Below are 14,701 nucleotides of genomic sequence, written 5' to 3' on the forward strand. Positions count from 1 at the left end.
CGCCCGGTTACATTCCGAACCCGGAAGCTAAGCCTTTCAGCGCCGATGGTACTGCATGGGGGACCGTGTGGGAGAGTAGGACGCCGCCGAACAATTTTTAAGAGTAGCCCCTGTGGGAACCTTCTGGTTCCTGCGGGGGCTATTCTGCGTTTCCGGGCCGTTTTCGGCGCCGGATCATTGAATCGGTTGAATTACCGGTTCGATCGCGTCCACATCAGGCCAGCCGGCTCAGCTCTTCTTCCCTGACCCGACCGCGCAGCGGTTCCCCGCGGACCAACCGTCCGATTTCCTCGACGGCGTATGCGCCGAGGCGGCGGACCTCGCTGCCCTGAGCCCCCGCGATATGCGGGGTGAGCAGGACATTCGGCAGCTTGCGCAGCGGGTGTCCGACAGGCAGTGGCTCCGGTTGGGTGACATCGAGAATGGCGTCCAGACGGCCCGCGAGACATTCCCGGGTGAGGGCGTCCGTATCGACGAGGGCCCCACGTGCCGTATTGACGACCGTGCCGCCGTCCGGGATGAGGGCGAGGCGCTCCGCATCCAGCAGGCGGTGCGTTTCCGGCAGGAGCGGGGCGTGGACCGTGACGATGGAACTGGCCCGGCACAGTTCGTCCAGCCCCGAAAGCTCGACCCCCAGTCCGGCCGCTTCTCGAGCGGTCACACAGGGGTCGTACAGAAGAATGCGGAATTTCGCGTCCGAGGCGCGCAGCCTGGCGAGGACCCGGCGGCCGATGCGTGAGGCACCGATCACCCCGACCGTGCGGCCGTCAGCGCCCTCACGGTCGAGGAAGGCCGGCTTGGGGTTCGTGGCGTAGGCGGCGGCTGCGGGGATCGCCTTCTTCGCCGCGAGGACGATGGCGGCGTACGTGTAGTCCGCCACTGGGCCGGCGTTCGCCTCGGCGGCCGAGGAAACGACGATGCCGCGATGCCAGACGGTGGAGGTGACCAGTTCCCTGACGGACCCTGCGGCATGGACCACCGCGCGCAGTCGAGGGGCGGACGCCAGAACGCCCTCGGTGAGTGCCGGGGTCCCCCAACCGGTGATCAGCACATCGGCGGCGGCAAGAGCCCTACGTTCTTCCGGTGCGGTGAGGTCTCCGGTCAGTACCCCGGGCGTCAGTCTCGCGATCGTGTCGAGCTCGGTGCGAAGGTCGGCGGGCAGAGACGCCGCGGCCTCGTCCGCCCCCATGGCGACGACGACGGTCGGTCGTGCCGGGAACGGCAGTGGATTCCCTGGACGGTCGTTCATGGCATGCAACCCCGCATTCCGTTCGCACGGACGCTAGAACCGGCCTTCCGGCGCGTCAACGCGTACACCGATTCGGGCGAAAGTTCGTTGACCGTGTCGTTCGTACGGGCGAACATCGGCGGATGGAGCACCTCATCAGAACCGTACGGGCCGGTGAATGGGCGAAGGTCAAGGAACTGCGGCTGGCCGCACTCGCCGACCCCGTCGCCCCGATCGCCTTCCTCGACACCTACGACAACGCTGTCGCCCAGCCCGACGCGTACTGGAAGGACCGTGCGGACACCGCGGCCGAAGGGACTTCCGTGTGCGGCTTCGTCGCCGAGGGCCCGGACGGCGAGTGGGCGGGGACGGTGACGGTCCTGGTCGAGATCCCCGGTGAGGACGGCGTCTTCGGCGGGGGAGCCACCGTGCCGCAGACCCACATCGTCGGTGTCTTCGTACGGCCCGAACACCGGGGCACCGGTCTCACGCAGGCGCTCTTCGGTGCCGCGCTCGACTGGTCGTGGGCGCTGTCCGAGCCCCGGACGGAGCGTGTGCGGCTGTACGTGCACGAGGGGAACGCCCGCGCCCAGGCGCTCTACCGCAAGCTGGGCTTCGAGCCGACCGGGGTGGTCGTGCCCATGCCCGGCGACCCCTCGGCGAAGGAGTACGAGCTGGCGATGGCCCGTCCGGCGTGCTGAGACGCGCTCCGGGGCGCCGGCTGAGCGGGGCGAGCCCGTGGCTCGTCGACGCCGTGATCACCGCCGTCGTCCAGGCGGCGGTGACGATCCCCTTCATCGTGCCGCGCCCGGCGGACCTGCCGCCCGCCACCTGGCCCATGTACGGGCTGACGTCGCTCCAGGTACTGCCGCTGCTGTGGCGCACCCGGGCGCCGCTCACGTCGCTGCTCGTCATCACCGCCGCGGGCTTCGGGTACCTGATCGTGGACGGGCCCGGCCAGCCGCTGCCCTACAGCCCGATCGTCGCGATCTTCACCGTCGCCGCGCAGGCGGGGCTGTGGCAGCGCCGGGTCACGATCGTCCTGGGCCTGCCGTTGGTCGCCCTCGGTGTGGCCCTGCGGGACAACACGGCCCGCGAGCATCTCTTCGCCTTCTTCCTGTTCAGCATGGTGTACCTGCTCGGAGTGCTGGCGCGTACCCGGCAGGCCTACACCGAGGCGGTGGAGGCGCGGGCCGCCGAACTGGAACGGGCGCGGGTGGTGGAGGCCGAGCGGGCTGCCGAGCGGGAACGCGCCAGGATCGCGCGGGAGATGCACGACATCCTGTCCCACGCCGTGAGTTTGATGATCGTTCAGGCGGAGGCCGGTCCCCTCGTCGTACGGTCCGACCCCGACCGCGCGGAGGCGGCCTTCGACGCGATCTCGGAAGCCGGGCGGGACGCCATGACACAGCTGCGCAGGATGCTCGGGGTGCTGAAGGACGACCCGGAGGCCGGGCGCAGCCCGCAGCCGACGCTGGCGGGGCTCGGCGCGCTCGTGGACGAGGTGCGGCGGACGGGGCTGGAGGTGAGCCTGATGGTTTCGGGTGAGCCTCAGGAGCCCGCGTCGGACGTGCAGGTGACGGTGTATCGGGTGGTGCAGGAGGCGCTGACCAATGTCCTCAAGCACGCCGACGCCCGGTCCGTGGCCGTGCGGCTGGTGTGGGAGCCCGGCGCCCTCGCCGTGACGGTGGAGAACGACGGTGCGGGTGTGGCGGTGCCGCGTCCCTACGGGGGCAGCGGGCGCGGACTGATCGGCATCCGGGAGCGGGCCGCCGCACACGGCGGAACGGCGGCTTCCGGGCCCGGGGCGCACGGGCGGGGGTTCCGCGTTGCCGTACGGCTGCCGCTCATGATCTCCTCCGGTGCGGAGGTGGGGAAGTGACGATCCGTGTGGTGGTGGCCGACGACCAGGAACTGGTGCGCAGCGGCTTCGCGATGATCCTGCAGGCTCAGCCGGACATCGAGGTGGTCGCCGAGGCCGGGGACGGGGCGGAGGCGGTCGAGGCCGTGCGGCGGCACGCCCCCGATGTGGTGCTGCTCGACATCCGGATGCCGCGCGTGGACGGCATCGAGGCGGCGCGGACGGTCTGTGCGGAGACCGACTGCAAGGTCGTCATGCTCACCACCTTCGACCAGGACGACTACGTGTACGAGGCGTTGCACGCGGGCGCGAGCGGGTTCCTGCTCAAGGACGTACGCCGCGACGATCTGGTGCACGCGGTGCGGGTGGTGGTCGCCGGTGACTCGCTGCTGGCGCCGTCGGTCGCCCGTCGGCTGGTCGCCGACTTCACGCGGCGGGCCGTGGCGGTGCCGGCCGCCGATCCGTCGGAGGAACTGGGGGCGCTCACGGCGCGGGAGCGGGAGACGCTCGTCCTGCTGGGGCGGGGGTTGTCGAACGCGGAGATCGCGGCCGCGTTGGTGGTGAGCGAGCACACGGTGAAGACGCATGTGAGCAATGTGCTGTCGAAGCTGGGGCTGCGGGACCGGATCCAGGCGGTCATCTGCGCGTACGAGACGGGGCTGATCGCCCGCGGGGGCTGACGGTCGGGGGCGGCGGGGCGGCGTTCCCTCCCTCGCGCGGGGGAGGGAGCGGGGGCACAAGACCGCTCGCGTCGGCGATTCGCGGGGGCGCGCCGATCTCCAGGATGGGACGCATCCGATGCGGCACCCGTCGCCTGTCGATCACCTGGGGAAGTTCCATCATGCGCCGTAAGGGAATTGCCGTCCTCGCGACCGCGGTCGCCGCCATGAGCGTCGCCGCCACGATCTCGCCCGCCGTCGCCTCCTCGTCCTCCCCGGCTCGGTCGGCCGCGGTGGTCGCCGAGCGGGTGCCGCCGAATGCCGAGGCGATGCGTCGGGCGATAGCCGGGCTGCCGTCGGCGGACGCCACTGCCGCGCAGGTCCGGCTGGGCGGCAAGGACGGGCGGTGGCTGGGGACGTCGGGGGAGGCCGACATCCGTACGCACCGGGCGCCGAAGGGCGACGAGCGCTTCCGGGCCGGAAGCATCACCAAGACGTTCACGGCCGCGGTCGTGCTTCAGCTGGTGCACGAGGGCAAGGTGAGGCTGGACGGGACCGTTCAGCACTATCTGCCCGGCCTGCTGCCCGCCGGCTACCCGGAGATCCGGGTCAGCCAGTTGCTGAACTACACCAGCGGCCTGCCGAGCGCCGACTTCCCGGCCGACTTCGACTGGCAGTACGCCCACCGCTTCACCTCGTGGGACCACAAGGAGCTGGTCAGCAGAGCCGTCGGCCGGCCCATGGAGTTCGCGCCGGGTACGAAGCAGCACTACTCCAACATCGGCTACAACGTGTTGGGCCTGATCGTCGAGAAGGTGACCGGCCGGTCCTACGAGCGTGAGGTCCGGGACCGGGTGATCGTCCCGGCGGGCCTCAAGGACACGTACAGCGCCGCCAACGACCCCCGGATCCAGGGGCGGCACACGCGGGGATACCAGGCGGTGAAGGCGGAGGACGGCACGTCCCGGCTGGTCGACGTGACCGAATGGAACCAGTCCATCACCTGGGCCTCCGGTGATCTGGTGACCACCACGGCCGACCTGGAGCGGTTCTCGTCGGCCCTGTTCCAGGGCCGCGTGGTGCCGAAGCCCGAGCTGAAGCTGATGTTCACCGTCCCCGACGTCCTCGCATACAACCCGAGCGGGGACCCGGCCAAGGACAGGAAGGCCACGTACACGAGCGGTCTGACCCGCGTCGAGGTCGGCAAGACCGTCGTCTACGGCAAGACCGGCGGGCGGTACGGCTATCTGAACGGGTTCGGCGCCACCCTCGACCGGTCCCGCACGCTCGTCTACTCGGTCAACTCCACGGACGCGAAGGGCGAGACCCCGCCCATCGTCGGCCAGATCATCGAGGCGGGGTTCGGCAAGTAGCGCAACGGGTGCGGTCGGTCTGGCCCAGGGTCGGTCTAGCCCACGAGTGTGCGGTGGGGCCAGCGGGCGCGGGCCTGCTCCTCGGAGCGCATCAGCGCGAGGGTGGGCAGGCCGCACCGCTCGCCGTCCGCGAGCAGATCCGGCAGGGCGGGGAGGGGCGCGACGGCGGCCACGTCGTCCAGCACCAGGGTCAGTGGTGGGTCGAGCCGACCGGAAGATGACCGTTCGGCCATGCCCCGGCCGCGCTCGACCACGTTCGCGAGGAGTGCGGTCAGGAGCGGCATCGCACCCGGGCGGGTGCGGGGATCCTCGATCGCCTCACCCACCACGTACAGCGTTCCCCCCTCGGCGACGAATGATTCCAACGCGAGCGAATCGGCTCGATTGGGGTTACAGGCGTCACGCATGTGGATGGAGGACAGCGCCTCCAGGGCACGGGCCGTCAGTTCCTGGGCCATGTCGCGCCGTTCGGGATGGCCGGTCAGCGCCGACTCCAGCTCGCCCGCCGTGCCGCCGACCGCCTTGGTGTTCGTGCGCAGGATCCGCACGGGCTCGTGCGCCGAGGCGCCCTGGGCCCAGCGGTGCACCTGGCGGAACGGTCGCCCGTCCACGGCGGCGGCATGCAGCCAGCAGCGCAGCAGCGTTTCCGCGGTGTCGGCGGTGGCCGAGTCGAGCGCGCTCACGGGCCGTACGGGCGCGAGGAGCGCGGTGGCGCGGGAGGCGGCGGTGTCGCGGGTCTCGCAGCCCGCGGTGGGGTTCCAGCGCAGGCGGGCGGGGGTGTCGAGGAGATGGCCCGGGTCGAAGACGTGGACGGGCCCGAGCTTGGCGCGGGAGTCCTTGGTGTCGGCCCACAGGCCGGGGTCGCTGGTGGTGACGAGCGCGGGCCCGGCGGCCTCCAGGAGGACGCGGGCCGCGGTGTCCCGTCGGTCGGCGCCGTAGTGGACGCGCTGGCGGGTGGGGGAGCGTGGGGCGGGGACGGCCGGGACGGGGGCGGTGGCGGGCTGTGCCGTGATGTGTTCCACGGTCGGTGCCGGTGCCGGTGCCGGTGCCGGTGCCGGGGTCGCCTGGGCCGGGATCGGGCCGGTGGAAGCGGCAGGGGCAGGGGCGGTCGCCGGGGGGACGGGTGTGTCCGTGTCCGTGCCCGTACGGCTCTGCTCCCTGCGCTGCGCCCGCACCGCGCGCCAGCGGGCGAGCGTGCCGAGGACGAAGACGGTGAGGACGATGAGGACCAGGAGCTGGCTGACCAGGATGCCCCAGAAGAGCCCGTAGCCCGAGAGGGCGTCCGGCGGGGTCTCGGGCCAGGCGGCGGGCAGGTCCTGCGGCCGGCTCAGCAGGTGCCGCAGGGCCAGGGGCGTCCGCAGGAACGTCACGCCTTCCGGCCAGGCGCCGTGGGTGAAGAGGGCCGCGAGACCGGTCGCCGACCACACCAGCCCGGCGAACCCCAGCAGAAAGGCGAGGACGCCGACCAGCAGGCCATCCGGAATGCCGCGTTCCGGAAGCCTGCCGTCCGGTCGTTCGCCCCGCATGGGTCTCGCACCGCCCGTCACGTCAGGCCACCGTCGACTCGGAGGAACCGTAGGCCTCGTCGGCGAGGTGGGCCTCCATCGCCGCGGCGGCCCGCTTCGCGGCCGCCGCCTCCGCTGCCAGCTCGCGGGCCACGTCCCCGTCCTCGGTCATGGCGCGGTCGGTGTAGACCAGCGGCCGCTCGGCCTCCGTGATGAGGTGCTTGACGACCTGCACGTTGCCGTTGACGTCCCAGACGGCGATGCCCGGGGTGAGGGTCGGGATGATCTCGACCGCCCACCGGGGCAGGCCCAGGACCAGCCCCGTGGCCCGCGCCTCGTCGGACTTCTGCGCGTAGATCGTCCGGGTGGAGGCCATCTTGAGGATCGCGGCGGCCTCCCGGGCCGCCGCGCCGTCGACCACGTCGGACAGGTGGTGGACCACCGCCACGAACGACAGACCGAGCCGGCGCCCGAACTTCAGCAGCCGCTGGAAGAGCTGGGCCACGAAAGGCGAATTGATGATGTGCCAGGCCTCTTCCACCAGGAAGATCCGCTTCTTGCGGTCCGGGCGGATCCAGGTGTGTTCGAGCCAGACCCCGACGATGGCCATCAGGATGGGCATGGCGATGGAGTTGCGGTCGATGTGGGAGAGGTCGAAGACGATCAGCGGGGCGTCGAGGTCGATCCCGGCCGTCGTCGGCCCGTCGAACATGCCCCGCAGGTCACCGTCGACCAGCCGGTCCAGCACCAGCGCGACGTCCAGGCCCCAGGCCCGTACATCGTCTATGTCGACGTTCATCGACTCCGCGGACTCGGCCTCCGGGTGGCGCAGCTGCTCGACGATGTCGGTCAGTACCGGCTGCCGGTCGAGGATGGTCTCGTTGACGTACGCGTGCGCGACCTTGAGCGCGAAGCCCGCCCGCTCGTCCAGGCCGCGCCCCATCGCGACCTCGATGATCGTGCGCAGCAGGGCGAGCTGCCCGGTCGTCGTGATCGACGGGTCGAGCGGATTGAGCCGGATGCCGCCGTTCATGGCGGCGGTCGGGTCGAGCCGGATGGGGGTTATCCCCAGCTGCTGCGCGATGAGGTTCCACTCGCCGACCCCGTCCTCGCCCTGGGCGTCCAGGACGACGACCTGGCGGTCGCGGAAGCGCAGCTGGCGCAGGACGTAGGTCTTCTCCAGCGCCGACTTGCCGTTGCCGGACTCGCCGAGGACGAGCCAGTGCGGGGCCGGCAGCTGCTGCCCGTAGAGCTGGAAGGGGTCGTAGATGTAGCCCTTGCCGGAGTACACCTCGCGCCCGATGATCACGCCCGAGTCGCCGAGGCCGGGCGCGGCGGTGGGGAGGTAGACGGCCTGCGCCTGGCCGGTGGAGGTCCGTACGGGCAGCCGGGTGGTCTCCACCTTCCCGAAGACGAAGCTGGTGAAGGCATCGGTCACTGCGGCGAGCGGGTCGAGCACGGCACTGCCCCTATCGTCGAATGCCGGTCGCGAACGGCAGTGTGTTGACGAAGGCCCGGTGGTGCTCGCGGTCGCACCACTCCAGTTTCAGGTAGCTCTTGCCGGCCGAGGCTCTTATCGTCCGCTTGTCGCGCGCCAGCGCCTCGGGGGAGCGCGAGGACACGGTGATGTACCCGACGAGGTTCACGCCCGCCGCGCCGCTGGCCAGGTCCTCGCCGCGCTGGTCGACCCGGGAGTGGTGGGCGACGTCGCGCGGGTCGACGACCCGGTTCATCTTGGCGGCGCGGGAGGCGTCCGCGTCGTCGTTGGTCTTCTCGGTCAGCATCCGCTCGATGGCCACGTCGGTGGGCTCGAGGTCCATGCAGACGGCGACCGTGCGGATCACGTCCGGGGTGTGGACGAGCAGCGGGGCGAGGAAGTTGACGCCGACGGGCGTCATCGGCCATTCCTTCACCCACGCGGTGGAGTGGCACCAGGGCTCGCGGGTGCTCGACTCGCGGGTCTTGGCCTGGAGGTAGGTCGGCTCCATCGCGTCCAGCTCGGCCGGCCAGGCGTTCCGCTTCGTCATCGCCTGGAGGTGGTCGATGGGGTGGTCCGGGTCGTACATGGAGTGCACGAGCGAGGCCAGCCGGCCCTGCCCGAGCGGCTGCCGGACCCGGATGTCGGCCTCGGCGAGCCGCGCGCAGATGTCGGTCAGCTCACGTGCCATGACGACGGCCAGCCCGGCATCCCGGTCCAGCCTCCGCTTGCCGGCCTCGTGGCGCGAAGCGCGGGCGATGGCCTGCGCTTCGGCCGCCAGCTCGCGGGTGTAGTGCATACAGGCGACGAGATACGCCCGGTGCTGCTCGGACGAGGTCGACACCATCGACTGGAGCTGCTCGTAGGACTCCTTGAGCCAGGCGGGCGACTTCTCGTCACCGCGCCGCTCGACGTCCTTGGCGTGCGCGTCGGGGTCGGCGGGGAGCGTACGGGCCAGCATCTGGATGCGGGTGACGTAGCCGTCGCCGTTGGCCACGTGCTTGAGCAGCGTCCCGAACCGGTCGACCAGGGCCTCCTGGTCCTCCGAGTCGCGCAGACCGACGCCCGGCCCCTCGATCTCGATCGCGGCGGTGACGGTACGGCGGTCGGCGTGCAGCAGGACGGCGATCTCATCGGGCCCGAAGGGCGCGGCCAGCCAGTTGATCCGCCCGATGCCCGGCGGCGGCCCGACCTCGACCTCCCGCCCGTCCAGGCGGGTACCGGCCTCGACGACGGACGAGCGGTAGGTGGTGCCGCGACGGAGCGTCCTCTTGTACGAGCGATTGATTTCAAACCACTTGTAGAACGTGCGGTGCTTGTACGGCACGTACACGGCGGCCAGCGCGAGCACGGGGAACCCGGCGAGGGTGAGGATCCGCAGCGGCAGGTTCGGCACCAGGAGGCCGCACATCATGCCGAGGAACGCGCCCGCGATGATCAGCGCGATCTCGCCGGTCTCCCGGTTCTTGCCGACGACCGCGTTGGGACGAGCACGGCCGATCAGATACGTACGGCGGGCCGCGATCGGCTGGGACTGGGCATGGATCGTCAACTCCGCTCACCTCCTCGGGTATTGCTGCGGTTCTGTGCGCGGGACGCCGAGGAGCCGGGGGAGCCGCCCGGGCCGGAGTGACCGGAGAAGCCTCCGCCGCCGCCCTTGCCGCCGCCGTTGCGGTCGGCGGGCCGGGAACTGTGGGCGGCGACCCCGCCCGACACGGCGCTGGCGGGCCTGGACTGCTGCCCGCCACCACCGTCGGAACCGCGGGCGCTGTGCGTGTTGATGCCCTGCTTGACGAGCGCGGCGGGCGAGGAGATCACGGCGGCGGCCTGGCGGGACGCCGCGTCCTTGCTGGCATTGCGGGTGCTGACGATCTCGTCGCCGAAGCCGGGAACGAACCGGTAGATCATCGCACTGGCGAAAATGGCAAGAATGATGATGGCGAGGCCCGACACGACCGCCGAGAACGCGTTCGGCCCCTTGCCGGACGACAGCGCTCCGGCGAGGCCGAGGACGACCACGATGATCGGTTTGATCAGGATCACCGCGATCATGATCCCCGCCCAGCGCCGGACGTGCCCCCACATGTTCTTGTCGACCAGCCCCGCGTAGACGGCCGTGCCGAGCAGGGCGCCCACGTAGAGCAGCGCGGCCCGGATCACCAGCTCCAGCCACAGCACGCCTGCGGCGAGCACGGAGACGAGCGACACCACGATCAGCATGATCGGCCCGCCGCCGATGCCGTCACCCTTCTTGAGCGCGTCCGCGAAACCGCCGAAGAAGGCATCGTTGTTCGAATTCGTACCGGAGGCGATGGCTTCGGTGACGGCGTCGGTGGCCGAGACGACCGTATAGAGGATCAACGGCGTGAACGCGGACGCCAGCACGGTCAGCCACAGGAACCCCACGGCCTCGGTGAACGCCTCCGTGAACGGCACCCCCCGCACGGCCCGCTTGGCGACGGCCAGCAGCCACAGGACGAGGGTGAGGACGGTCGAGGCGGCGAAGACGACGGCGTACTGGTGGAGGAAGGTGGAGTTGGTGAAGTCGACGGTGCCGGTGGCTTCGACGGCTTCGGAGAGCTTGCCGACGATCCAGGAGGCGGCGTCGGCACAGCCCTTGGAGAGGGACGCGAGGGGGTCGAGGGCGGTTTGGGGGTCGTTGGGGGACGGTGCGGAGGCGCCCTTGTCACCTGGCGACTTGCAGTATTGCTTCGCCGGGCCAATCAGGAGGTCGCATGGGTTGTTGCTCTGACCGGGTGATGGCGTAGCAGTCGGGGTAGGCGTCGACGATAGTGACGGCGTCGGCGTCGGCGTCGGCGTCGGTGTCGGCGCCGGTGACGGCGTCGGTGTGGGGGCAGAAGCTGCACGCGTTGCGAACGTCAGAGCAAGGGCCTGCAACCCGACCACTGCAGTGGTGATCGAGGCTGCGCAGCGCCGACGGCTACCTGGCATAAGTGAAGCCTCCGAACTCCTGGACAGCCTTAGTGATCTCGTCGGAACCGGAGACGGGCACGTCCCCTGAGACTGGTGCAGGGCCGTCCTTCTGGGAGTCGGCTTCGGCCTTCCAATCGTTGTCGACCCACTTCAGATCGAACGTCCAGGTCTTCCAAGCTGTACGAACCGGATCAGTGGAGCCGGTTCCTGCCATCCCAATGAGCCCGGTGTACCAGACAGAGACCTTTGCGCTGTCGGGTCCGTAGGCCTCTACCTTGGTGCCCACGGGGATTGTGCGAGAGACGAACGTCTTGTCCTTCGGCGGGTTACCGGACGCGTCGAGGCCGAGCTTCTTGAGGAAGTCGCCTGAGTAGGCCTGGTCCTGCGGTCCCGTGAGCTTGGCTGCCGCTTCAGCGGTGTAGACGGACGCGACGATCGCGTGACGGCTGTCCGCCTTGAACATCCCGTCACCACCCAGCGCGACAGCGAAATTCGCCGCCGCCGACTGCGCCCCCTGCTCCGAATGCGCGAACCCGGAAGCGATACCACCGGTCTTCCCGGTCACGGGCTTCGTTCCGGACGCCGCCGTGGGCCCGCTGCTCGCCGCCTTGTCGGTACTCGTGTCCGAGCCGTCCGACGACGAGTCGTCACCCCCCCTGTTGGCGAAGGCGATCGCGGCGAGGAGGAGCACCACGACACCGACGACCGTCATCAGGTTCCGGCTGGACATGCCCGGTCTGCCGCCGCCCGGGCGGCCGCCGCGGCGGGGCTGGCCGTAGGGGCCGTACGAGTCGCCCTCGCCCTCCGGCAGGCGGGTGCGGGTCAGGTGACGGTCGTCGTAGCCGCCGGGGTCCCCGGCCGAGCGGCCCGAGTCCTGCCCGTTGCCGTAGCCGTCGTCGCCGAGGCTCATCGCGCGTCCGTCCCCTCATCCGTCTCATGCGTCGTCGCTGGCTTGCCGCCCGTATATGACGGTAGCGGTGTGAACGGTTTCAGGGGGGAGGACAAGGGGGTGTGAGGGGGCATCAGGTGGCAGCCTCGGTGCGGGGGGACTCGGGGACGAGAGGGTCTGCGCGGGTCGATGCGCGGCGGAACGGGTGACGGGAGGGGGGCGGCTGGGGGGCGCGCAGTCGTCCGGCGTGACCGAACGGTTCAGACGGCCATGCCGTAGACGATGGTGAAGAGGGTGCCCAGCGAGCCGATGATGAACACGCCGGTGAGGCCGGCGACGATCAATCCCTTGCCCTGCTCCGCGCTGAAGGTGTCCCGCAGGGCCGTGGCGCCGATCCGCTGCTTCGCCGCGCCCCAGATCGCGATGGCGAGGCACAGGAGAATGGCCACGGCCATGATGACCTCGACCATCACTCGAGCTTCCGTGCCCAGGCTACCGAACGGCCCCCATTTCGGGGCGATTCCGCCAATGATGGTGTTGATATCACCCTTGTCGCCGGCTGCCAAAAACATTTGTAACTCACCGCCCCTTATGGGTAGTTGCGTCACCCCTGCCGCATGGCAAAGGTCAGGACCTATCTTCGCTGACGTTGCCGCTCAGCATGTCGACTTGGCGGCATTTTTTGCCGGAACCCGTATGCGCCGTCGGTGGTGCTGCCCTGACCTGCGGCGCGGACCGTTGTCAGTGGGGGGACCTATGGTGACTCTGTGTATCACGCGTATGGACGCCGAGCAATGATTGGCGAGGGCGGGGGGCCCGAGGATGCTCAAACGACAATGTGTTCGGTCGGTACGCTGGGGCGGCCGCCCTCGCGTTCGCCGCACTTCGTGGCCGCCGGGTCGGTTCATCGCTTTCATCGCGTTCATTGCACGCATCGCACTCGTCACCTGCTTCGGGTGCGTCGAAAACAAGGGTGGTACGGGTGCTGGTTGCCGATCGGTACCGGCTGGGGGATCTGCTCGGCCGTGGCGGGATGGGCGAAGTCTGGCGTGCACACGACGAGGTGCTGGGGCGTCAGGTCGCGGTGAAGCTGCTGCTGGGCGACGACGGCGACGAGTCGTCGGCGGCCCGGTTCCGGATGGAGGCCCAGACCGCGGCGCGTCTGAATCACCCTCAGGTCGTCGCGGTGTACGACTTCGGCGCCTGGGAGGGGCGCTTCTATCTGGTCATGGAGCTGGTCCAGGGACCGAGCCTGGCGGACCTCTCCGCGCGGGGCGCGTTCGCCCCGGAGCGCGTCGCCGACATCGCCGCGCAGGCGGCCTCGGGGCTGGCCGCCGCCCACCGGCAGGGAGTGGTCCACCGGGACGTGAAGCCCGGCAACCTGATGCTGGACGCCGACGGCACCTTGAAGATCGGCGACTTCGGCATCGCCCGCTTCGTGGACGAGACCTCGGCCGCCCTGACCCGGGCGGGCCAGATCGTCGGCACGAGCACGTACCTCGCGCCCGAGCGGGCCCTGGGCCGGATGGCGGGCCCGGGTTCGGATGTGTACGCGCTGGGATGCGTTCTCTACCAGCTGCTCGTCGGCCAGCCACCGTTCTGGGCGGACAGCCCGACCGCACTGCTCTATCTGCACGTGGACGCGGAGCCGGTGCCGCCGCGTCGGCACGGCGTCGACATGCCGTACGCCTTCGAGGCGTATCTGCTGCGCATGCTGGCCAAGGAGCCGGAGGAGCGGCCCTCGGCGGAGGAGGCGGCGGACTGGTTCGGCAGCGACTCCTGGCGGGACGTCGCGCAGCCGATGCCGATGCCCGCGCCGACGGCCGCGCCGGGGCTGCCCCCGGAGCCGATGCGCGCTCCGGCGGCTGCCCCCGGGCCCGCGCCGACTGCGGCGTACGCGCCGGTGCCGTCGCCGGCTCAGCCCGCGGCGCCGGGCGGCAGGCGGCGGAGCGGGGGCGGCCGGAGCAGCAGAGGCGGGCGCAGCCCGAAGGTGCTGATCGGTGTGGTCGCCGGGGCGGCGGCCTTCGTGGTGGCCGCCCTGGTCGGGTCGTCGGTGTTCGGCCCGTCGGGCGGTGGCCAGGACTCCCAGAAGCCCGAGGCGCAGCCGTCCGAGTCGGCGCAGCAGGAGCCGGGCGGCCCGGACCCCGGTCCCGCTCGCGACGCGCCGAACGTGGTCCCGGCGGAGGCGACCCCGGCGGCACCCTCACCGGTGCAGCCGACGGCGCCGTCGAAGCAGGCCAAGCCGAAGAAGTCCGAGGACCCGAAGCCGAGCGCGTCGGCCGGGACGCCCAAGGAGCAGCCCAAGACGGAGAAGCCGAAGCGGCAGTCGGGGCACGACGATCACGACATCGTCGAGGTCGGCGACGAGCGCGACGACGACTGAGCGGCCCCATGGAACGTCGGCGGGCTCCCCGGCTCCGGCCGTGCCCGCCGACGCTCGTCGCCCGATGCGGACGACCATGTCCGGCTGTCTGCCTCCCCTCGTTTCCGATGTCCCACTCGATCGAATTGCCGTTCGGGATATCGGTGGCGTGATGCGTTTCCCGATCCAATGCCGGCGGCGCTGTTGGTGATCTCGTCCTGGCGCGGGAAGAGGTTCGTCGTCCGGGGCTCTCCGGGGCGCGGTCCACGGGGCGAAACCTTCTCGGCCGAGTGGTGATTCGTCGAGAATTTCCGCGCGTTGGTTCCGCGTGCTCGGGGACTGCACACAGTTGATGGGCCGACAGCGGCAGGTAACTGCCGAGCGAGGGCGCTTCGTTCGCGAGTGGGCCACTC

The 14,701-nt window shown here is 70.6% G+C and carries 12 protein-coding genes and 1 rRNA gene; 6 read left to right on the forward strand and 7 right to left on the reverse strand.

Annotation, left to right across the window (positions count from 1 at the left end):
* Window positions 1-92 (forward strand): 5S ribosomal RNA (gene rrf / locus FHS38_RS22520); the annotation flags it as partial.
* A gap of 122 nt (window positions 93-214) precedes the next feature.
* Here the strand turns inward: rrf and FHS38_RS22525 are convergent.
* Entirely contained in the window at window positions 215-1,249 is a 1,035-nt protein-coding gene (locus FHS38_RS22525; protein WP_221495267.1) for a hydroxyacid dehydrogenase, read from the reverse strand.
* Window positions 1,250-1,371: 122 nt separating this feature from the next.
* Between FHS38_RS22525 and FHS38_RS22530 the strand changes: the two genes are divergently transcribed.
* From FHS38_RS22530 to FHS38_RS22545, 4 genes are all read left to right on the forward strand, one after another.
* On the forward strand, window positions 1,372-1,929 hold the full coding sequence (locus FHS38_RS22530) for a GNAT family N-acetyltransferase (protein ID WP_184736170.1): 558 nt from the start codon (window positions 1,372-1,374) through the stop codon (window positions 1,927-1,929).
* Window positions 1,923-3,110, forward strand: a complete 1,188-nt coding sequence (locus tag FHS38_RS22535; protein WP_184736172.1) for a sensor histidine kinase — start codon at window positions 1,923-1,925, stop codon at window positions 3,108-3,110. Before FHS38_RS22530 ends, FHS38_RS22535 begins: the two co-directional genes overlap by 7 nt.
* Window positions 3,107-3,769 (forward strand): response regulator transcription factor, encoded by a 663-nt coding sequence (locus tag FHS38_RS22540; protein WP_184736174.1) that lies wholly within the window; start codon window positions 3,107-3,109, stop codon window positions 3,767-3,769. Before FHS38_RS22535 ends, FHS38_RS22540 begins: the two co-directional genes overlap by 4 nt.
* Before the next feature lie 161 nt (window positions 3,770-3,930).
* Window positions 3,931-5,121 carry a serine hydrolase domain-containing protein gene (locus FHS38_RS22545; protein WP_184736176.1) on the forward strand — a complete coding sequence of 397 codons (1,191 nt, stop codon included), beginning with the start codon at window positions 3,931-3,933 and terminating at the stop codon, window positions 5,119-5,121.
* Between the two features lie 35 nt (window positions 5,122-5,156).
* On the opposite strand, the gene FHS38_RS22550 is transcribed toward FHS38_RS22545, so the two are convergent.
* The 6 genes from FHS38_RS22550 to FHS38_RS22575 form a co-directional block, all read right to left on the reverse strand.
* The gene (locus FHS38_RS22550; RefSeq protein ID WP_184736178.1) at window positions 5,157-6,647 is read right to left on the reverse strand and encodes a P-loop NTPase family protein; all 1,491 of its coding nucleotides are present in this window, start codon (window positions 6,645-6,647) and stop codon (window positions 5,157-5,159) included.
* A gap of 22 nt (window positions 6,648-6,669) precedes the next feature.
* Window positions 6,670-8,085 (reverse strand): ATP-binding protein, encoded by a 1,416-nt coding sequence (locus tag FHS38_RS22555; protein WP_184736179.1) that lies wholly within the window; start codon window positions 8,083-8,085, stop codon window positions 6,670-6,672.
* A 10-nt stretch (window positions 8,086-8,095) separates the two neighbouring features.
* Complete coding sequence (locus FHS38_RS22560) at window positions 8,096-9,649, reverse strand: SCO6880 family protein (RefSeq protein ID WP_184736624.1); 1,554 nt, start codon at window positions 9,647-9,649, stop codon at window positions 8,096-8,098.
* Between the two features lie 2 nt (window positions 9,650-9,651).
* Window positions 9,652-11,055 (reverse strand): hypothetical protein, encoded by a 1,404-nt coding sequence (locus FHS38_RS22565; RefSeq protein ID WP_184736181.1) that lies wholly within the window; start codon window positions 11,053-11,055, stop codon window positions 9,652-9,654.
* Window positions 11,045-11,947: a DUF8175 domain-containg protein gene (locus tag FHS38_RS22570; RefSeq protein ID WP_184736183.1), complete on the reverse strand. Its 903-nt coding sequence runs from the start codon at window positions 11,945-11,947 to the stop codon at window positions 11,045-11,047. Before FHS38_RS22570 ends, FHS38_RS22565 begins: the two co-directional genes overlap by 11 nt.
* Before the next feature lie 239 nt (window positions 11,948-12,186).
* Window positions 12,187-12,498: a DUF8827 family protein gene (locus FHS38_RS22575; RefSeq protein WP_130878234.1), complete on the reverse strand. Its 312-nt coding sequence runs from the start codon at window positions 12,496-12,498 to the stop codon at window positions 12,187-12,189.
* 410 nt (window positions 12,499-12,908) lie between these two features.
* Here FHS38_RS22575 and FHS38_RS22580 point away from each other — a divergent pair, with 410 nt between their 5' ends.
* On the forward strand, window positions 12,909-14,309 hold the full coding sequence (locus FHS38_RS22580; RefSeq protein WP_184736185.1) for a serine/threonine-protein kinase: 1,401 nt from the start codon (window positions 12,909-12,911) through the stop codon (window positions 14,307-14,309).
* Window positions 14,310-14,701: the final 392 nt, after the last annotated feature.

This window comes from Streptomyces netropsis (assembly GCF_014203545.1).
Classification (GTDB): Bacteria; Actinomycetota; Actinomycetes; order Streptomycetales; family Streptomycetaceae; genus Streptomyces; species Streptomyces netropsis.

Coding starts and splice junctions, on each gene's coding strand:
- FHS38_RS22570 (WP_184736183.1), bottom strand. CDS start 11,947: ATGAGCCTCGGCGACGACGGCTACGGCAACGGGCAGGACTCGGGCCGC.
- FHS38_RS22575 (WP_130878234.1), bottom strand. CDS start 12,498: ATGTTTTTGGCAGCCGGCGACAAGGGTGATATCAACACCATCATTGGC.
- FHS38_RS22550 (WP_184736178.1), bottom strand. CDS start 6,647: ATGCGGGGCGAACGACCGGACGGCAGGCTTCCGGAACGCGGCATTCCG.
- FHS38_RS22530 (WP_184736170.1), top strand. CDS start 1,372: ATGGAGCACCTCATCAGAACCGTACGGGCCGGTGAATGGGCGAAGGTC.
- FHS38_RS22525 (WP_221495267.1), bottom strand. CDS start 1,249: ATGAACGACCGTCCAGGGAATCCACTGCCGTTCCCGGCACGACCGACC.
- FHS38_RS22545 (WP_184736176.1), top strand. CDS start 3,931: ATGCGCCGTAAGGGAATTGCCGTCCTCGCGACCGCGGTCGCCGCCATG.
- FHS38_RS22565 (WP_184736181.1), bottom strand. CDS start 11,055: ATGCCAGGTAGCCGTCGGCGCTGCGCAGCCTCGATCACCACTGCAGTG.